This is a genomic window from Wolbachia endosymbiont (group B) of Apotomis betuletana, from assembly GCF_947250475.1.
Classification (GTDB): Bacteria; Pseudomonadota; Alphaproteobacteria; order Rickettsiales; family Anaplasmataceae; genus Wolbachia.
This window is the reverse complement of record NZ_OX366320.1, coordinates 327807-348499: the sequence shown is the minus strand read 5'-3', so window position 1 is coordinate 348499 and position 20693 is coordinate 327807. Positions and strand designations below refer to the sequence as shown.

At 33.8% G+C, this 20693-nt stretch carries 7 protein-coding genes and 7 pseudogenes; 9 read left to right on the top strand and 5 right to left on the bottom strand.

What is annotated here, in order from left to right; genetic code table 11:
- Positions 1 to 316: 316 nt before the first annotated feature.
- A complete protein-coding gene (locus tag OOK82_RS01590; protein ID WP_264704326.1) occupies positions 317 to 2815 on the top strand; it encodes a TomO hydrophobic C-terminal domain-containing protein in 2499 nt (832 codons plus the stop codon).
- 89 nt (positions 2816 to 2904) lie between these two features.
- Here OOK82_RS01590 and OOK82_RS01585 read toward each other — a convergent pair.
- A pseudogene (locus OOK82_RS01585) lies at positions 2905 to 3458 on the bottom strand (IS256 family transposase); the annotation flags it as partial.
- A gap of 121 nt (positions 3459 to 3579) precedes the next feature.
- Between OOK82_RS01585 and OOK82_RS01580 the strand changes: the two are divergent.
- The 4 genes and pseudogenes from OOK82_RS01580 to OOK82_RS01565 form a co-directional block, all read left to right on the top strand.
- Positions 3580 to 3793, top strand: a pseudogene (locus tag OOK82_RS01580) (transposase); the annotation flags it as partial.
- 20 nt (positions 3794 to 3813) lie between these two features.
- A pseudogene (locus tag OOK82_RS01575) lies at positions 3814 to 4071 on the top strand (ankyrin repeat domain-containing protein); the annotation flags it as partial.
- Positions 4072 to 4109: 38 nt separating this feature from the next.
- Complete coding sequence (locus OOK82_RS01570) at positions 4110 to 4571, top strand: ankyrin repeat domain-containing protein (RefSeq protein ID WP_264704325.1); 462 nt, start codon at positions 4110 to 4112, stop codon at positions 4569 to 4571.
- Between the two features lie 4 nt (positions 4572 to 4575).
- A pseudogene (locus OOK82_RS01565) lies at positions 4576 to 4749 on the top strand (DUF2924 domain-containing protein); the annotation flags it as partial.
- A gap of 236 nt (positions 4750 to 4985) precedes the next feature.
- Here OOK82_RS01565 and OOK82_RS01560 read toward each other — a convergent pair.
- Entirely contained in the window at positions 4986 to 5924 is a 939-nt protein-coding gene (locus OOK82_RS01560; protein WP_264704324.1) for a TomO hydrophobic C-terminal domain-containing protein, read from the bottom strand.
- 940 nt (positions 5925 to 6864) lie between these two features.
- Here OOK82_RS01560 and OOK82_RS01555 point away from each other — a divergent pair.
- The 3 genes from OOK82_RS01555 (at position 6865) to OOK82_RS07685 (ending at position 17949) form a co-directional block, all read left to right on the top strand.
- A complete protein-coding gene (locus tag OOK82_RS01555; protein WP_264704323.1) occupies positions 6865 to 10242 on the top strand; it encodes a C48 family peptidase in 3378 nt (1125 codons plus the stop codon).
- A 33-nt stretch (positions 10243 to 10275) separates the two neighbouring features.
- Entirely contained in the window at positions 10276 to 17385 is a 7110-nt protein-coding gene (locus tag OOK82_RS01550) for an SET domain-containing protein (protein WP_264704322.1), read from the top strand.
- A gap of 327 nt (positions 17386 to 17712) precedes the next feature.
- Positions 17713 to 17949 carry a hypothetical protein gene (locus OOK82_RS07685; RefSeq protein WP_406721504.1) on the top strand — a complete coding sequence of 79 codons (237 nt, stop codon included), beginning with the start codon at positions 17713 to 17715 and terminating at the stop codon, positions 17947 to 17949.
- Between the two features lie 35 nt (positions 17950 to 17984).
- Here the strand turns inward: OOK82_RS07685 and OOK82_RS01540 are convergent.
- Positions 17985 to 18586 (bottom strand): annotated as a pseudogene (locus tag OOK82_RS01540) (IS630 family transposase); the annotation flags it as partial.
- On the opposite strand from OOK82_RS01540, the gene OOK82_RS01535 reads away from it, so the two are divergent.
- Positions 18560 to 19219, top strand: a complete 660-nt coding sequence (locus OOK82_RS01535; protein WP_264704321.1) for a tetratricopeptide repeat protein — start codon at positions 18560 to 18562, stop codon at positions 19217 to 19219. The pseudogene OOK82_RS01540 and the gene OOK82_RS01535 overlap by 27 nt on opposite strands.
- Before the next feature lie 77 nt (positions 19220 to 19296).
- Here the strand turns inward: OOK82_RS01535 and OOK82_RS01530 are convergent.
- Both OOK82_RS01530 and OOK82_RS01525 read right to left on the bottom strand, forming a co-directional pair.
- Positions 19297 to 19633, bottom strand: a pseudogene (locus OOK82_RS01530) (integrase core domain-containing protein); the annotation flags it as partial.
- A gap of 408 nt (positions 19634 to 20041) precedes the next feature.
- A pseudogene (locus OOK82_RS01525) lies at positions 20042 to 20668 on the bottom strand (recombinase zinc ribbon domain-containing protein); the annotation flags it as partial.
- Between the last annotated feature and the right edge of the window lie 25 nt (positions 20669 to 20693).

The window sequence follows — 20693 nt, the reverse complement described above, 5'->3', positions numbered from 1 at the left end:
TATAATAATTTTACTATACGCTAAAATTAACCATATTGGCTCACTTTCGCTAAATCTACATACGAACTAATTTGCCTGATTTTGTTGCAAAATTTTACATCTTTATTTTCACAATCCTGCTTTTATTTGAGCTGCTCTCACAAATGTATGTACTTTTTTGCGATTTTTAAAAGAGTAAATGATCAAATTTGTTGTAACGCTATAGAATCTAGTATTTTCTGCAAACTATAATATAGTTCAGTTAATATATTAGTAAAGTTGATAATTGTAAAACAATTTGTTATAATTGTTAATTAAATAACATTAGTAGGTAAAAATGATTTTCAGTCAGTATGTTGAAGGCAACAGATTACATTTGTATGATAAAAAAGTAGATATCAATAATTTGATAAGCTATTTGCAAGAGAACAAAAATATTAAAGAACTTTCTCTCAGTTCGTGTAAGATTGGTAACGAAGGAGCAAAAGCTTTAGCTGATGGTAATCTTACAAACCTTACTCAACTTGATTTAAGTCTCAATATGATTGGTAAAGAAGGAGCAGAAGCTTTAGCTAATCTTACAAACCTTACTCAACTTAATTTGAAGAATAATAGTATTGGTAACGAAGGAGCAGAAGCTTTAGCTAATCTTACAAACCTTACTCAACTTAATTTGGCGGATAATAATATTGGTAACGAAGGAGCAAAAGCTTTAGCTGATGGTAATCTTACAAAGCTTACTCGACTTTATTTAACTAAAAACAATATTGCTAACGAAGGAGCAGAAGCTTTAGCTAATGGTAATCTTACAAAGCTTACTCGACTTTATTTAAATGACAATAATATTGATGCAAAAGGAGCAAAAGCTTTAGCCGAATCTGAGAAATACTGCGAATTCATAGATAAAATTACTCATATAAAAGGTAATAACGAACCTATGGGTTTTTGTAAACGTCTGAAAAAATCATGGTCTCAAGCAAGAGCAAAATCTAAGAGTAATGTTCGCAAGCTAGATGAAAGCACTATAAGAAGTTTGTTTTTTGATCTTGCACAACACGGTTATACAGGGGGAATAGAGGTTTTGCTGGATGACTATGATAAATATCCTTTTCTAATTAATTCAAGAAATGAGCAAGGACACACACTATCTCATTTCTATAATCACGACCCTGGAATGCAAAGGTTTTTCTTTGAACGTGGTATGATACCTAAACAAAGACCTGAACAAAAAAGAGATGACTTGCGCATTGCACGAGATAGCCAATCTGTCCATGCAAGTCCAGCAGTTAAAAAAACAAACTTTCTTGCTAAAAAACTTGTTGAATCGACGAAAGCAGATGAAGAACAGTTAAAGCAAGCAGCGACTTCTTACGTAGAAAGTATAGAACTACTTAAACAATATCAGAATGATCCAATAAGACTAAATCTTCTTAGTGTAAATGACAAAGAAAAAAGAGATGTGATGGAGAAAACATTAGGTGATAATCCTGTGCCTAATGATAAAGATTTTATTGGGGATATTATTGATAAAGTTAAGGAAGCACTAAAAAAGAAGTATTTAAAAAAGAACTCCCACGATGAATATGGCAAAGGATATCCTACACAAGGATTACAATATGATTATACAAAAGATGATGCAAAAATTACTATACCTGAATCTATAGGCCGTATAAAACTACTTATTGATAATTTTTCCATTCCATTGAAAGAAAAAAAAGAATTGCTAGTTACTCTCATGGCACAAAACCAATATTTAGTAATGAGCAAACTCTCTGCAGTAAAGAGAGAACTTGGAGATTTCGATACAGAACAACTTGATAAAACGAAACTACATACATTGTTAAATGATATAGACGACAATAAAAAAGTAGATGTGTTATTTAAAGAAATCAGTGATCTAGATATAGAAAAGATCTGGAGAGAGCAAAAAGAGTTCATTCTTCTAAAACAAATATATATAGCGTCAACAACATATGGTGAAGGTAGCAGTGCCTGCATTCAAGGTACATGGACCCACATTATTAATAGTATAGACGAAATTAGCTCTGAGATCTTGGAACAATATGATCATTATTTAGAAGAAGAACAAAAGCTAGAAGCACAAAAAGATGTTATTACAGAAGAGAACATTGAGCCATTTATGGAAGATTTGGCTAAGAATCTAGTTCAACATGCGGAATCTCATCCAGAATTGAAAGAAGCTCTTGAAGATTTTGCTGTGTGCAATGTAAATATTGATAATCCTGAAGAAATTACCTTTGAACGGCAAAAAATTTTAGCAGAGATAAATAAGTACTTTAGCGTAAGTATTAAAAACGTTTTACCTAATTACAATAGAAATATACCAAATAGGGATGAATATCGCATCATCATCGATGGACTATTAAAAGTGGCGGTAATGCAAAACTTTGCAATAGCAGTTCAAGAGCAGTCTAATGCAGAAGATAATAGTAATAATTATGCAACTATTAGAGAGAGCAACACAGATGAAGAACCGTTAGTTCCAGAAAGGTTATACTCAGAAACTTCAGTTGTAGCAACAGATCAAACAAATGGTATTCAAAATAATAATCAACAGCCGAGTAATTTAAATAATGATGCTCCACGAAGTAAAGAAAAAAATAAACTGCCTACTGTATGTGCTTTCACATTAGCAATAGCTGGAATTGTTTCAGGAATAGCTATTGCAGTTTACTCAGGAATGTTAGCGGTAGGAATAGCAGTTGGAGTTTTTTGTCTAATTGCTGCTGAAATCATATACTATTGTAATAAGCCTTCAAAGTTACTTGAGAATAGCAATGCTGAAGTTATAGTGAATCAAATAACAGTGGAATGATTATAACTCAAGGTAAGGAGAAATAGCAGGAGGGTTGAGTTTGCTATCTATAAAAGGGAATGTTCAAAAAAGTGTGTCAAGCCGCATTTTTAGTTCAACTCAATTTTCAATCTATCTGGAAAGAAAATATCAAGTTGAGACATAGTTAAAGCCCAATTAGGTAGAGCCATAATCCACTTTTGCTCTACCTTTTTTATAGCACAATATACCTGTTTGTACAAGGCATTTGTACTAGTAAATGAACCCTTAGTTTTAGTAAATTTCCTGATTTGTCTATGCAACCCCTCAATTGGATTAGTGGTGTAAATCAGCTTCCTAACTGGCCCATAATACTTAAAATAACTGGATAAGTTTTCCCAATTGTTCTGCCAGGATTTTATAACTAAAGGATACTTTTCTCCCCATTTTTCTTCCAGCTCAAGAAGATAATTCTCAGCAATTTCTTTACTTGAAGCACGATATATTTTTTTCAGATCATTCATGAAAACTTTCACTCGATACATATTTCAGAGAATTTCTTATCTGATGTACTATACATAACTGTACTTCTGCTTTAGGAAATACGCTATTTATAGCTGTAGGAAAGCTTTTTAACACAAGCTATCAGAATATCATCTACTCCTCTCTCCTTTAGGTCATTTATAGCCCTTCTCATAATAGTCCAAAAAGAGTAAGATATGGATTGATAGTAGTGGAAGGTAAGGATGCCAGTAGCATATAGTTATGACTTAAGAAAAAAGGTAATGGAAGCATTGGATGAAGGAGAGAGTGGAGAAACTGTTATCCTTGATAATGCTACTTTTCATAAGTCTAATAAGATTTGCTAAAGGAGTTGGTGCAGAAATTTTATATCTTCCTCCATATTCTCCAGATTTTAACAAAATTGAACATTATTGGTTTGCTATAAAAAACAGAACCAGGAAAAACATTCCTTTATTCAAATCTTTTCGTCATGCTGTCGATTCTTCTTTCTTATGACCTTTTTGGACTATTATGGGAAGGGCTATAAATTTTTGAGAGAAAAAGGAGGAATAACAAAAAGTAGAGAACTGACGTGCTATGGAATAGAGGGGCTAGTGGGAGAAATAGCAGACATGTTGAATGGAAGCTATATGCCGGAACTAAAAATAATAGAGATAGGAGAAATAAGGAAGAGAGACAAATCGCTAATAAAGGAAGAATGTGAAAATTTAGCAAGCAAAATAATGAGCCAAGTAAATGAGATGATAGATGAGGTGGTGAAAAGGAGGGCTTAGAAAAGGGATTTAAATTCAAAGAAAAGGTGAGGTAGGTCATGAGTAAAAAAGGAAAAGAGGAGTCACTATTAGAGAACTCATATAAAAATATTTATGCAAGAGACGAGAATGGAAGAACAGCTCTACATTATGCAGTAGAGGTAAAAACAGTGGAGTTATTAGTCGAAAAAGGAGCGAATGTGAATGCTAAAGATATAGAAGGATATACAGCACTGTACCTAGCAGTAACGGAGAAACGTCTAGAAACAGTTAGAGAATTGATAAAGTCAGGAGCAAATGTAAATGCTGAGGAATATGGAGGTAAATGCACTCCATTGCACCTTGCATGTATGGTGGGGAAAGTGGAAATAGTAAAAGAGTTAGTGGAAGCAGGAGCAGAAATAGAGCAAGCGGATAAATTTGGAATGATAGCGATGGATTATGCGAAAAACAGTAAAGAAGTAACTGAAGTATTGAAGAAAGAAACAGACAGAATTGAAAAGTTATTTATGAAAGGCTAAAAATATGGAGGAAGAAATAGAAAAGAAAGTAATGAATTTAGAGAAAAAAACGTTAGAAGAGCTAAGGAGAATGTGGAAGAAGGTGTTTGGGGAAGAAGCACCTAGACACTCAAAGAAATATCTGATACCGAGATTAGCTTATAGAATGCAGGAAAAAGCGTATGGAGAAATTTTACGGGTTTAAGCAAGCTGTCTGCCAATAAAAAATAAGATAATTTCTTCGGAAGAATCTATAAATTATTTACAATTCTTTAATCTCAATTATGGAAAGATTAGTAAACTTAACACTCCAACTAAATTGGATAAACTGATTACAAAAAATAAGATTTTCAATAAGTTGCTTGTATAATCGACCTTTCATAGGTAACAAAGCCAACTCTCCTGCTATATCTCCTTACCCCTTAAGTTATAATTTTACACTGTTATTTGATTTACTACAGCTTCAGCATTGCTATTCTCAAGTGAGTTTAAAGGGTTATTACAATAGTATATGACTGCATCAGCAATTAGACAACAAACTCCAACTGCTATTCCTACCGCTAACATTCCTGAGTAAACTGCAATAGCTATCCCTGAAATAATTACAGCTACTACAAGTGCAGAAGTAGCTACAATATACATTTTTTTATTTTGAGAAATCACATTATTTTCTTTCGGTTTACTTTCTTCTGGATAATGATTGTTCATCTTTGCAAGATATTTTGTCAACTCCATCCAAAACTCATATTCAGTAGATTTTTCTTGTTTTTTTATTTTCTTTGCTAGCTCTTTTACTACTTTGCTATCTGCAAATGCTTTTATATATGTTCCTCGAATAACAGGACAAAAAGTTTGAGAGAATCGTCTGTGACATATATACCCAATAGTCTGAAAACGTTCATTTTTTATCGAGTATGTTAGTATATTAATTAAACTCTTTAAAAGAACTTGCTGTCCTTCCAGGTTGTTTTTTATATTCCTTTCAACCAAGTCTAACATTTTTTTTATAAGTTGCTTGTTATCAATTAATGAAGCTATAGCTAAAATTGCTTCGATCTGTCCTACTTTTCCACTAATGATCTGATTAAGACTTCTTTCATTAAGCTTGGCAATATCATTGCTTACAATTATAAGGGCATTTTTATATATTTCCCGAGTAATTGGGAGTAATGAATCATGGTACTTGCATCCATTTTCAGTGAGTTTTTGTGTAAAACGTTCGGATAGATTTATAATAGTTGAAACATCTTGTTTATCTATAGCCTCCCTTAAAAAAAGAACCAACGTTTCCTTTAAGTTAGTTTGTTTATCTATATCCATTGAAATTTTAGGATCACTTGCTACATCTAATATTTCTCTCCACTCTAAAGTCATAATTTTTTCTATTAAAATAATATGGTTTAATTATTTGCTATTTTTATGAAAAAATCAAGACTTATATATTTTTTTATATTATATATAAGATTATTAATATTCATTTTAGCTTCAGAAACGTACTAAAAATTAGTGTGACAAAAATCTTGAATGTTTACTTTTTTAACAAGTAAAAAACGTCATATATTTTTGAGAATAAGCCGCGTAAAACAGGGTTGTAAAAATAAAAACGTAAAGTTATTGCAACAAAGCTAAGCAAACTAGTTTATATGTAAATTTAGCGAAAGTTAGCTAATACAGCTGATTTTAGCGCACAGTGAAATTGCCATATAAAAAAGTTCGTACTGGTTATTTGGTAGACCAATCTACCCCAAAACGAACGATTCTCACCGCCTGTGGCTTTGGTTGCTGAAAATGGTTAATTCAATTGATATATTAAGTAATATATTTTGCTAAATTAATATTATCTTGCTTGCAAGAAGGATTAACGAACTTATAACAAAAACAAAATTTAAAATAAACAAGAGTTCATGTATGGAGCTCGTTATCAAAAATTATTCCAAATCTAAAAAATCTTCTAAAATGATGGTTGACAAATTTTAAGGGTGTGGTAGCTTCGACTATCTATGATACACAAATTAAGAAATGAGTAGTAAATGGCGCAAGGAGTGCGGGCGTTTGTGCTTGTTCGCCATATAGGGGCTAGAGGAATAATGTTTTATGGGTATTGATAAAATACCTACATATAAGTTTTGAGTGAATAAAGATAAAGCAGCAGAACCGTTGCCACAACGTCATCCTAGATTTGCAGTACGATCGAGGAGCTGATTTGTAGGAAAGATTTTGCTTGGATCAATATAGATATAAAACTTTCAAGAGATATTGTGATTCACTTGCAACATACACCGAAAGTTTTATATCTATATTTATAAGTAAAGCTATGTTAAGTAGAAATATGTCTGATTTACCTGTTTGTAAACAAACTACAAGAGTTTGTGAAACAGTGGGTGATGGTAACTGTTTTTTTCATGCAGTGTTTGGTGACTATACACCTGATGGGTATCGGGCTGAAAGAGCGCAAGATATGAGAATGGAATGGCATAGATTTCTTAATCAATTTACGTGTTTAAACGATGAAAGCATGCCTGCTGATTTAAAGAGTCAGTTGTACTCAGTTCTAACTACCTTTTTAGGTGAACCAGAAAAGTTAGGTAGTAACTCTCATAAAATAAAGGATTTCGCTAAAGAAGTAAATGATAAGGTTGATAAAGCTTCTAATGACATTCGAGAATTAAGAGAAGCAATTGCAGCAAAGTTTCGTGAGGATGACGAATTTGCAAAGATAATATATTCAGTAATAACTGATGTGTATAATACCAGATCTTTAGGAAATAAGAAAGTTTCTCTTACTATCTCAGATTTACGTAAAGAAGAAAACAAGAATAAACTACTTGCTCCTATCGAGGAAGACACTTTCCCCTATTTATCATGTTACATTCCTGGTCTTCATATTAGAGACTATGACGTTAGATACAATCCTAAATTCATAAGCGACACGTTTATTGAAAGTGAATCCTTATATCAAGCCTATCTAGAAGAAATACAAAGTCAAAGTTATTTTATTTTCATTGAAGAAGTTCCTATTTTAGCTTCCCTATCTAATACTAGAATTATCGTCAATATTGAAGGTAATTCTGAGCAAAATGTACATGATTTTAAACCAGACTCAAGAATGATAAATACTAAGTATGTAAGGGTAGATAAATTATGGGGTAGTAAAGAGCAAGAAACAATATTTTTATCAACAGGGCATTTCTCTAGACTCGTGCTAGGTCCAGAACAAATAGCAGGTGATTTAGTAGGTCCAAGCTGTGCAAAACAAGGATCTTCTACTGATATAAGTAGTTCTAAAAATGAAACACAAAAGCAGTCATCAATATTAAAAGGGCCTCCTGTTACAAAGAATCAAAAAAAGGCGGGACCTGCTTCAGGTATATGTCTTCTGAGTAAAGATTTTCAAGAGAACTTGACAGGTAATAATTGTCGATCTTTTCTTGAAAATTACGTTATCTCGGATCTTGGAAAGCATATCTATAAATGGACTGAAAGTAATGATATAATTTTTGGAGTTGAAGGTTGTGGAATCTTACGAGCGCAATTAAACAAGTTCAAGAAGAATAGAGATAAGAAATTAATATACATTCTTAATCAAAATTCTAACCACTGGGTAACATTGGTTGCTATCCGTGATAATAGGAAGGAAGATATTTTTTTCTATTCAGATTCTCTTGGAGAAGGTATCGAAACGTGTCTTGTAAGTGCTACTGGTAGATGTAATGTCGGTCGTAATATGAAGAATAAAGCTTCTTCTGTTAAACGGACTTGCTTAGATGAGTTTTTAGAAAGCAATGGATACTCGAAGAATAATATTTACGATGTATCTTGCAAACAGCAGCATGACAGTCATAATTGTGGAGTATTTGCTGTGGAAAATGCGAAAGAGATTTTAAATGTAATAGGGAGTGGAAACTATGATCACGTTAAGGTAAGGGAGAGCTTAAAAAGCTTAAAAAAAGATCCTGTCTCTTTAAGAAAGGGTTTTGCTGAAGGTCTTAAAGAAATTTTAAATTCTGAGTCTACGGTAGCTAATAATGATGATTCTTTTTTTTGCTTTTTAAGAACAAAAGAAGAGAAAGCGATGTTTGACTTCTTGTCTAAAAATCAATATATAAGCGGTATACAGTCTATTATTCGTGGATCGGGATGTAAGTCTGAAGAAGCATTCAAGGCAGCATATAATACTTTCTTTGATTCGAACGGAAAAAAAACAGATGAGCTACAACATGTATTAGGTATTGGGTTCACTATGAATCATGTATTCTCCATTATGACTAATTCGGGAGTGAGGGTGGGGAAGTTATTCAATGAATTTCATAATGCTGTGTGCACTAAAGAAGGAGAAAAAACACCAGAACTAGAGCATATCTTGAGTACTGGACTGACTCTGTATGATGTAAAAAATATTATGAGAGGAGTAAGAGGAAAGGCTGCAGAAATTTTTAGGAAGTTTTATGATGTATTTTTTTTTGAAGGAAAGCCCAAAGCGATACTAATCCGTCTGTCAGCAAGTGTTATGAGTATGCAAGACTTGGTCACTATTCTGGGTATGAGAGGGATCGCGCATGTGGAAGTATTGGAGAAGTTGATAAATAAGTTTTTTGATAGCGAGGGGAAAGCAAAACAGGAACTAGAGCATATGTTAAATGCTGGGTGCACTATGCATGATATATCTTACATTTTAAGTGGGTCAGGAAGGCATACTCTAAAAGTATTCAATGACTTGCATAATATTTGGTTTGATAAGGAAGGAAGAAAAAAAAAGGAGCTGTCTTGCATGTTAAACTTTGGGTTTGATTGGAAGAGTATCTCTCGTGCTTTGGGTAAATCAGGAGACAAGTCTCCAGAAATGTTTAATCAACTTCATAGTATATTTTTTTCGAAAGATGGATCGGAAAAGTTAAGGCTCATGTTAGATAATGGATTGACTGTCTCTCATATCCTATCCATTGTAAATAAATCAAAATTAAATTTTTCAAAAGCATTCGACTCGTTCTATAAAGTATTGTTTGATGAAAAAAAAGAAAGAACAAAAGAATTCAACGATTACTTAGAATGCGATTTTACTTTAACTAGAATATTCAACGTTATATCTATATCATCAGCAAAGATTGCAGATGTATTTAAGGATTTCCATGATGCTTTGTTTTTTATCGTAAATCAAGAAAGCAGGATATCCTATATATCGCGCAGATGTCTGAATAGTGAGAAGGTGTCCTCCTTAATGATTGGAGCGGGATCAAAGGCTCCAGGAGCATTCGAGAAATTGTATGATGCCTTATTTGATAATAGAGGACAGCCATCATCAAAACTACAGGATATACTAAGAGCTGGATTATCTTTGACTGTTGTGTTCAGCATCCTAGGTGGATCGGGAGCAAAGGTTGCAGAAGCATTCGAGAATTTGCATGGTATTTTATTTAAGTCGGATGGAGAGAAAACAAATGAGCTAAATCATATAATAGGTAGCGGGATATATTTGCCTGGTATAGCCAGCGTTTTGCATGGATCAGGAGCAAAGGCTGCAGAGGCATTCAAGAATTTGCATGATGTTTTATTTGAGTCGGATGGAGGGAAAACAGATGAGCTAAGTCATATAATAGATAGCGGGATACATTTTTCTAGTATAACCAGTATCCTAGGTGGATCAGGAGCAAAGGCTGCAGAGGCATTCAAGAATTTGCATGATGTTTTATTTTAGTCGGATGGACAACAAACAGATGAGCTAAGTCGTATGTTAAATTGCGGGGTGAGATTTTTTTGCATATCCAACGTTTTGAGTGGAGCGGGATTAAAGGCTGCAGAAGCATTCAAGAATTTGCATAATGCTTTATTTGATAAGGAAGGAAAGGCCACAAATATTCTATCAAGTATTACAAATAGCGGTCTCAAGTTATCTTTCGTGTTTAGCTTGATAAATAAAGCAAAGGCAGCGGCTGCAGATGAATTAAAGAATTTACATAAGATCTTTTTTGATAATAAAAGCAAAAAAATACAGAATATGTTAAGTAAAAGTGTAGATTTTGCCAGTTTGTCCAGTATTTTAGGTGGATCAGGATCAAAGGCTTCAGAAACATTCAATAATTTGTATGATATTTTGTTTAAGTCGGACGGAGAGAAAACAAATAAGCTAAATCATATAATAGATAGCGATATAGATTTTGCCAATTTATCCAGTATTTTAAGTGGATCAGGAGTAAAGGCTCCAAAAGTATTCAACGATTTGTATGGTGTTTTGTTTGATTTGGACGACAATCAACAATGCAGGCTGGATTATATATTACGAAGCGGGATTAGGTTTTCTAGCATATCTAGTATTTTATGCGGATCAGGAGCAAAGGCTGCAGAAGCATTCAAGAATTTGTATGATGTTTTGTTTGATGGTTCGGGAAGAAAAAAAACAGAGTTAGAGCATATACTAAACGAAGGTATAGATTTTGCCAGTTTGTCCAATATTTTAAGTAGATCAGGAGCAAAGGCTGCAGAAGCATTCAAGAAATTGCATAATGTTTTATTTGATTCGAACGGAAATCAAAAAAGTAGGCTAAAGTGTATATTAAGTAGCGAGATAAATTTTTCTAGCATATCCCATATTTTGAATAAGGTAGGAGCAAATGCTCCAGAGGCATTCAAGAATTTGTATGATGTTTTGTTTGATGATTCGGGAAGAAAAAAAACAGAGTTAGAGCATATACTAAACGAAGGTATAGATTTTGCCAGTGTGTCCAGTATTTTAAGTGGATCAGGAGCAAAGGCTGCAGAGGCATTCAAGAAATTATATGATGTTTTGTTTAAGTCAGATGGGAGGAAAACAGATGAGCTAATTGATATGACAGATAGGGGTATAGATTTTGCCAGCCTTTCCAATATTCTATCTTCGGCGGGAGCTGGGATTGGAGAAGTATTCTATGAGCTCTACTATGCATTTGATTTGAAGGGAAAAGAAACAGGTAAGCTAAGTCGTATATTAGATATCGGTATAGATTTTGTGAGCATTTCGACTATTATGGCTAGGTTAGGACCACGTGCTCCAGAAGTATTTAATAGTTTGTATGATGCTTTGTTTTCTTTGGATAAAAGTCAACGATGCAAGATAGAGTATATGCTAAAAAGAAAAGTGAACTTTTCTAGCATATCTTCTATTTTAAAAAGGACAGGAGTAGAGGCTCCAAAAGCATTCAATGGGTTGTATGATGCTTTGTTTGATTTTAATGGAAGAGAAACAGATAAGCTAACGAATGTATTAAGTAGCGGGATAGCTTTTTCTAGCATATCTGGTATTTTATGCGGATCAGGAATAAAGGCTCCAGAAGCATTCAAGAATTTGTATAGTGTTTTGTTTGATTCGAGCGGAAATCAAAAAAGTAGGCTAGAGTGTATATTAAATAGCAGGTTAGGTTTTTCTAGCATATCCCATATTTTGACCGAGACAGGAGCAAATGCTCCAGAGGCATTCAAGAATTTGTATGATGTTTTGTTTGATAGCTCGGGAAGAGAAAGACCAGAGTTAGAGCGTATATTAAACATAGATATAAATTTTTCCAGCCTTTCCCATATTATAGGGGTGGGAGCAAATGCTCCAGAGGCATTCAAGAATTTGTATGATGTTTTGTTTGATAGTTCGGGAAGAGAAAGACCAGAGTTAGAGCGTATATTAAAAATTGGTGTAGATTTTACCAATGTGTCCAGTATTTTAAGTGGATCAGGAACAAAGGCTGCAGAAGCATTCAAGAAATTATGTAATGTTTTGTTTGATTTGGACGACAATCAACTATGCAAGCTGGATTATATATTACAAAGCGGGATAGCTTTTTCTAGAATATCTAGTATTTTAAGTGGATCAGGAACAAAGGCTGCAGAAGCATTTAAGAATTTGTATGGTGTTTTGTTTAAGTCAGATGGAGGGAAAACAGATGAGCTAAGTCATATAATAGATAGCGGTATAGATTTTGCCAGTGTGTCCAGTATTTTAAGTGGATCAGGAGCAAAGGCTGCAGAAGCATTCAAGAATTTGTATGGTGTTTTGTTTAAGTCAGATGGAGGGAAAACAGATGAGCTAAGTCATATAATAGATAGCGGTATAGATTTTGCCAGTTTGTCCAGTATTTTAAGTGGATCAGGAGCAAAGGCTGCAGAAGCATTTAAGAATTTGTATGGTGTTTTGTTTAAGTCAGATGGAGGGAAAACAGATGAGCTAAGTCATATAATAGATAGCGGTATAGATTTTGCCAGTTTGTCCAGTATTTTAAGTGGATCAGGAGCAAAGGCTGCAGAGGCATTCAAGAAATTATATGATGTTTTGTTTGATTCGAGCGGAAATCAAAAGTGTATATTTGATCAAGAGTTAAATGTAACTCATTTTTTCAATATTTTAGCCTGTTCTGGAGAAAAGGCTCCAGAAATTCTCAAGGATTTTTATGATGCTTTTTCTGATAATGAAGTGGACCTAGAAGCGGATTTACAATGTATGTTAAGCAACCAAATGGCTCCGGACAATATATCCGATATTTTATATGGATCAGGATTGAATGCTAAAAGTTGTTTTAAGGACTTGCGGTATGCTCTTTTTGATAGTAATGGAGCTGTGGTGCAAGATCTGGACGATATGTTAAAAAATGAAATAACTATATGTGATCTATCCAATATATTAAGTAAAGCAGGAATAAAGGCTCCAGAAGTATTCAAGAGATTTTATCATGTTTTGTTTGATGATAAAAGAAAGCCGAAACGAGAGCTAAAGGATATGTTGTTTCACAAGATAAGTCTTGGGGATATATTCAACATTTTGGGTGGAGAAGGAGAAGTTTCTCCAGAAGCATTCAGGAAATTGCACGGTGTTTTGTTTAAGTCAGATGGGAGGAAAACAGATGAGCTAAGTCATATAATAGATAGCGGTATAGATTTTGCCAGTGTATCCAGTATTTTAAGTGGATCAGGAGCAAAGGCTGCAGAAGCATTTAAAGATTTTTATGATGCTTTATTTGATAAGGAGGGAGGTAAAAAACCAAATCTAGAACGTATATTGAATGAAAAAATAAGTTTTGTTGAAATATCTCGTGTCTTGTATGGAACAGGAGCGAAAGCTAAAGAGCGTTTTAATCAGTTATGTGGTTTTTGGTTTGATTTTGAGGGAGAAGAAGTGAGCGATGTTTATATAGCTTCTATCTTTAATCTTAAGGTGCTCAAAAACAATTCAGTATTTGGTCTTCCTGAAAATATTGCTCAAATCTGTGTCTGCTTATCAACATGGTCATCAGAGATGCTAATGGGTAAGAATGTCCAATCCCTCAGTGATAAGCTTATAAAAAATGTAAAAAAAATCTCCGCGCAGTTTAAGTTTCAGGATATTGCTCCTATCTATAATGCGATAACAAAATTATATGAAAGTAAACAACGATCAGCTAGTTTTTCTCATGCTAATTTTGATAACAGTATTTACAATGATTGTGTTTCTGATCTTGCAGCTCGTGCTATTGCCATCGCTCCTGTAAAACATAATATACGATACATTATGAATACAGTCTTTAGCTTATCTAGATTGACCCATGCAGGTTTAGTGATAGATGAAGACCTATTATGTGAGTTAATTCGTTCTTTGACAAAAGGCCTTGGTGATTGTCGATTAGATAGTAGCTATTCCGATGAAAATTACTTATGTATTCGTGTTCTTGTTAATTCTTTATGTACACTTGTTTATCTCATTTATCAAAACGGAGAAAGAGATGCTATTATTAATAAGGAGCTTGCTCAAGGTATGCTAAGAATGGTTTCTAATTTAAATAGTCTTCAGAAGGATGTTAAATCTTCTACTGAGATATTGTCTATATTAGGTAGAGTATCTAAATTGACGAAAGACAAAGTAGAGATAAAATTCTTCCAAAGGACTATTGGTAGGGTATTATACAGACTACACTTTATTGGTGAGCATCGAAATGATGATTTAGAAAAAAAAGCTCTTTCCGTCTTTCATGAGTTGTCAGATGAATTAAAAAATTTACTACATTCAGATTGGTACCTGGACTATCTTTTAGGCAAAACAAGAGTGGAAGGTCATTTGAAGCGCACGAAAGGAGAATCTCCAATCACTAGTGATAATATACTTATTGATGAGGACCAACCAGAAAAGTATACGTTAAAACAAATTAAGGAACAAGGCAAAATTAAGTACAAGGCAGGTATTGAAGATCAAATTAAGTATAATTACCGTGCATTGGGCTTAAATTCTGACTTTAATGTAGAGAAAAATGATTCTAGTATTATACTTGCAAAAATTGCCTGCTTAGAAGAAGAAACGGTTTATGGGTTGTTTTTGAATACCCAAGAAAGAATATCTCCTAAAGCTTTCTTGGGAACGGGTAATAGGGAAATGAACGAGTGTACTCTGGAACGTTATTCACAAATATCTACAAATTCAGAGAAAGAAAGAAACTGGGTAAGTTACTTAAATCATGCATCGATAGGCACCAGTAATGTTGTTGCCACTTTAAATAGGATTCAAAGACATGCCTGTTTCATCTTGAGTACAAGTAGAGAAATTTTGCCTGGTCATCAACTGCTTTTTAATTATAAGCAAGATTGTTCTCGTAAATTAGATTCTACTCCTATCTACCTGCATTACACTGATAATTACAAGTCACCTTCACAACGTTATAATAGCGCAAAAGATTTTTATTATGATTATGTTTTCTCTTTAGAGAAAGAGATTGCTAGAGGTTTAGGGTACCGCGGGCAAAAGTATTTTGTGGTAACTAAATTATTCAAAGAAATATACGATAATAGTCTTTCGCAGGCAGGTTGTGCGCCAGACACTATAGCTGCATTGTCAGAAGGATCGAATATGCCGATCTATGCGGTAACTTTGAAAAATAAGAAATGGAATTTTGATAAATATAGCGAACAACAACAGATAGTTCCTTTAATGCTTGCATGTTATTTGGGACAGGAGGATATCATAAAAGTGTTATTGGAAAGAGATTACGTTGATGTTACTCGTCGTTCATTACATGATGGATATAATGCATTGACTTTTACAGTCATCAGTAGAAGAACTGATTCAGAAACAAAAAAAAGGATCCTTGGTCGTTTGATTGAGAAGATAAGTACAATAGATAAGATGCATGACAATGCAAAGCAGGTAGTGATGTTTGTACCTGAGGTGCTATGTTCTACCGATTCCCTTGGTTACAACCTATTTGATCACCTGATGAGTGCGGGTGAGTATTTGTTGTATCAAGAATTTTACAAAAAACTTTCTCCGCAATCGCAGAGGAAAGTTGCAAGAAAGTTTATAATTGAAAGAGGAATATTCAATGTTGTATTTAGCTTGGGTGATTTAGAATATATTAAAATAGTAAACTTATTGCTAAAAAAAGTTTCAGTCAAAATGATAAAAGAATGTTTAGAAAATCATGAAAAAAGAGGTGTTGATTGTAATGAGGAACTTGCAGACTTACTATCTAATAACAGAGATATGAGGTTGAGTAACTTTGGCAAGCTTACAAGTCTTAGTGAACCTATAAAGCGGAAGATATTTAGTTTTTTAGTAGGAGAGGAGTCGCCTCAGGAGGGAGTCAGTCCTAATGTAGCAGGAGAGGAGCTGTCTCAGGAAAGAGCCCGTCCTAATGTGGTAGAAGAGCAGCCTCAGGAGGGAGTCAATCCTACTCGGAAGAGAGCCCGTCCTAATGTGGTAGAAGAGCAGCCTCAGGAGGGAGTCAATCCTACTCGGAAGAGAGCCCGTCCTAATGTAGCAGGGGGAGAGGAGCTGCCTCAGAAGAGAGCCCGTACTAGTAAGGAAGGAGAAGTAGATTTATTAGTTAATCTAGCTAATTGGAATGCAGATGTTGATGAATACTATAAAATATCAGGCAAGTGTAAAGGTAAAATTTTTAAATCTTTAGTAGATCAAAGGGATTCAAATTATGTGAATTTCAATACAGATTTTATAAAAAAAACAATAAGGAATATGAGATTGAGTAAATCTCATCTATCTTCTTGTAATAAAGAAAGGTTATTCAAGTGTCTTTTATGGGATGTATTAAGGTTTGCTCATAAAAATGAGCTCAAAGAAGTGTTTTCTTTAGCTTCCGATCTGGGTTGTGATGTAAAAAAGGTCCTTAGTGATTTGTCATATCATTCTGTTAGATGTGCTATCTCTTCTGGTAATACTGATTTTGTAAAGTTTATATTAGACAAAGTAGATCAAGATTTTGATAAAGAGAAGATGAAGGATGCTATCTTATATGCTACACTTTTGGCTGTGCGGGATGTAGAAACAAGTGATTTTAAAATTCTGTTGTCTCTACTGAATAATGTGGAAGAGGGAGAAAAAATGTATTTTTTAAGTGAAATCATAAAAACTACTATTTACTTGCATAGTAAAACCTATATATATGAAAAATTAGATAGCACAAAAGTTTTTTGCTATTTTGCTAATATGATCACTTATGATGATAGGGAAGCTATATTTAAATCTGTCAATGCTTCTTATAAAGTAAATTTAGAGCTTTTGAAGGAGAAGCTGGTAGTATCTTCTGTGAGAGAAGATGCCTCTATTAATATAGAGGAGCCGCCTCAGGAGGGAGTCAGTCCTAATGTAGCAGGAGAGGAGCTGTCTCAGGAAAGAGCCCGTCCTAATGTGGTAGAAGAGCAGCCTCAGGAAGGAGCCCATCCTAATGCAGTAGGAGAGGAGCTGTCTCAGGAAAGAGGAGTACGATTACGTGAGTGTTCTACTTTTGAACAAAAATTGAGAAAGTTACAGGCTTTTCCGGGGAATTCTCTTACTCCATCAAGCGCTCTATATGATTTATCACTTCGAGAGATAAAAAGAAGAGAGAGTACACTCTGAAGAGTTATTATACCTTCTCATCCTTCTAACCAAGCAATAACAATTCATATCATTTTCTTCTCTAATCAGTTCAAAAACATACTCCAAGAAGTCGATTAGTTCATAGAGAGCTACATCAAAATATCACTGGTGGTAGGTTGAACATTTTTGTGAGGACCTTTCTGCTTTTTGCGGTATGGAGGGAAAAGACCTCGTGAGGGAGGTTAGTTGCCTCTGTCACCGAAAACCATCGTGCGGCCTATAAAATTGAGTGATTACGTATAGGAGAATGGACCAACTGATAATATTCTACTCTGATATGTTGGGGTATTCAATAAGAAGAAATTTGTGCGTTATATAGGTGTTGATTTACATACTAATAACCCCAGTTATGGATTAGAAAGTAGAATTAATAAAGAGAGGAATAGGGTAAACTCAAGTATTTTAGCAATAATTAAGAGGTTACCCATGAAGAAAGATATTACAGAACTTTACTGTTTCATAGAAGATTTTTGTCGCATTGCTGATGAAAAACTTTCAGAAAAGCTTCTATCAAGTGGCAAAAAAAACAACAAGAATACCTGAAATTACCGCGCCAGAAATACTTATACCAAAATCCATTACTGAGCGAACAAATAAGAAACATTACAAACTCGTTTAATAGTAGTGCTGGAAATATTAACAATAAAATTACACAAAACATCTTCAAGTAAACCTATGGTACCGTAGATACTATTGCGTAAAGTATTGTATTTGATATATTGCCACAACCTTTCAACAGGATTCAGTTCCGGTGAATAAGGAGGCAAGTATATGATGGTAATGTTTTCCTGAATTTTCAAACTTTTTGATCTATGCCAACTTGCACAATCCATTACAAGAAAGGCTTCTTTCGTGCCTAAATCTTTCGACATTTGCTCCAGAAATATATTCATACAATCAGTGTTTACATATGGAGCAAGTAGGCTAATTTTCTTACCACTTCTTGGATTTACCGCCCTGTAGATATAGAAATTTTGTCTACCAATTTTCATTTTAACCTGCGTTCTGACCCCCTTTTTAAACCATCCGTGTCCGATTTTTGAATGAGTCCCAAATCGTGATTCATCAAAAAAAACACCCCCCTTTTAGAGTGGAAATTGACTATTTTATTGCAGTATCTTTTAAACTCTTCTTGCTTGTTTTTATCTTGTTTATGGTGCATTGGCCTCGGTGTCTGATAAATCAAGAGAGTAGTCAGTACTTACAACCGGCTCCTTATTTTGTTGCAATAGAGGTAGGAAAAGTAATTCAAAGAGAATTAAGAGAGAAAGCATTGCAATATTTTGAGAAAGTGCTGAAGCTACAAAAAAATTATGGATTTTTAGATAATCATCCTAACGTACTATCTGTGAAGTTTTATATAGCTGTTTTACATAGTTGCTTAGAGGATAAAGAAAAAGCATTACAAGAACTTCAACGATTGCAAGAATTACAAGAGAAGGTTATAGGGATAAATCATCTTGATACTTTAGATACTGTATATGCTATACAAAAGTTGTTTACTAGAGATGAAGATAAATCAACATATTTAAAAAATGAGGTAGAAAAAAGAGAATCGCTCTTACAATTTGAAAAATCTGATTTGAATGCTAAGGGTGTCTCAATCTTAAAAGAGCTTTATGTAGAAAAAAATAGCGAAAGTTCTTCTTCAGTATCAAGTGAAGAGTTACTGCTAGGAAACAAAAGGTTTCTAGACACAGAGAGTACAAAAACTAAAAGGAGAAAAATAGATAACCAGCCAGCCATTAAGAGTTATCTTAACGATGTCAACGTAAATCTTAGCCGTCAGCAAGATGCTATAGTCAATTTATAATATTGACTGGCAAAACATTATCTTCTTACAACAGATGGGTCTAGATGCTTAAATTTTTAATATTATTTAATGATAATCTAAGGACAATTACAGTAAGGTTTCAGCAGAAGTTTAGATACATGGTTCCAGAGTGTGATGGTAGTGTAAATAAATGAGGAGCACTGTAAACATATAAATTCGAAAGGTGTAAGACCATTAAGAGTTTTAATTCTTCTAGCATAATTGTAAGCCATCATAAAATTGTAAAGATGCTTTTTGAGCTGCTGATGTGAGCGGTGGTAATATTTTTTAACTGTAGCATTTTTAAAAGTTTTATTCATACGTTCAACTTGCCCATTTGTCCAAGACTTTTGTCAAATGGTGTTCAGTGTCATTTTCTTCACAAACTCTATTAAATATGTGTTGAAAAGCGTATTTATGGTGCTTCTGGGAGGCTTTGTTGAATGGCAAGGAATGAGGAGGAGTAATGAAAGGAATTTACGAGGCAAATTTGAAAATAGGCATACCTATATCAGTAAAGTTATTAATCAAATAGCATTTTAAAAGCACCTCTTTGAGAGGGAGTGTTAAATAAACCATACGCGTCAAGTTAAGGAAAAGTGGTATAAGGAAGAAAGGAAACGAAAAAAACTATTTTATATATTAAGTAATAAAGTTATTAATTTATAGATTCTTCTGAAAAAATCATCTTCTTCTAGATAAGAACTCCCTAAAAAAATAAATGTAACAAATAAAATGCCCATCTCAAATGTTGCTATATTTCACGATATTTCCTTAACTTGACGCGTATGGTTTATTTAACACTCCCATTTATCTTATTTTTTATTGGCAGACAGCTTGCTTAAACCCATAAAATCTCTTCATCTGCTCACTCCACAGCATCGGTATTTCTCTCAAGTCAACCAACTTCAAATCTCTTGGCTGCCTTCCATTTACTATATCTTCTTTAATTTTTGGTGCTAAATAATTTAATCTTAAAATTTGGTGTATACGTCTTGTACCTATATTAATTTTGGCACTCAGCTCTTTCACACTTCTGTATTTTCCTTCTTCTAGTTGCCGTTTCCACAGATGGGCTCTTACCACTGCTTTGAGTAACGCATTATTTGTTTTTCCTTCTGGCTCGATTACTGTGCATTTGTTTCCTTTCTTCTTCATTGGTATAAATTTTTCCTCTGATTCAGAACTCACCTCTATTCCATCCTCTCTCACCAATACTGTTCTTATTAACTTTTTCACTACTTCTTTCTGTTTTCCAAAACTTAAATTTTTCCACTCTTCTGCTTTTTCTCTCCATTTTTCATATAGCTGCTCCGCTTTCTTCATTATTTCTTTTTCCACTTCTCCTGCTACTATTGTTCGGTTTATTGATTCACAATTCTTTCCCCTTAAGTGATTGTTGCATACGTAATATCGGTACCTTTTATTCTCTTTTTTTGAGTACGTCAAAGGGTTCTGTCGCATTTGTAGGGAA

Bases quoted from the DNA above. Each gene is read 5' to 3' on its own strand.
- OOK82_RS01555 (WP_264704323.1), top strand. From the start codon at position 6,865: ATGTTAAGTAGAAATATGTCTGATTTACCTGTTTGTAAACAAACTACA.
- OOK82_RS01560 (WP_264704324.1), bottom strand. From the start codon at position 5,924: ATGACTTTAGAGTGGAGAGAAATATTAGATGTAGCAAGTGATCCTAAA.
- OOK82_RS01570 (WP_264704325.1), top strand. From the start codon at position 4,110: ATGAGTAAAAAAGGAAAAGAGGAGTCACTATTAGAGAACTCATATAAA.
- OOK82_RS01535 (WP_264704321.1), top strand. From the start codon at position 18,560: ATGGTGCATTGGCCTCGGTGTCTGATAAATCAAGAGAGTAGTCAGTAC.
- OOK82_RS01550 (WP_264704322.1), top strand. From the start codon at position 10,276: ATGTTAAATTGCGGGGTGAGATTTTTTTGCATATCCAACGTTTTGAGT.
- OOK82_RS01590 (WP_264704326.1), top strand. From the start codon at position 317: ATGATTTTCAGTCAGTATGTTGAAGGCAACAGATTACATTTGTATGAT.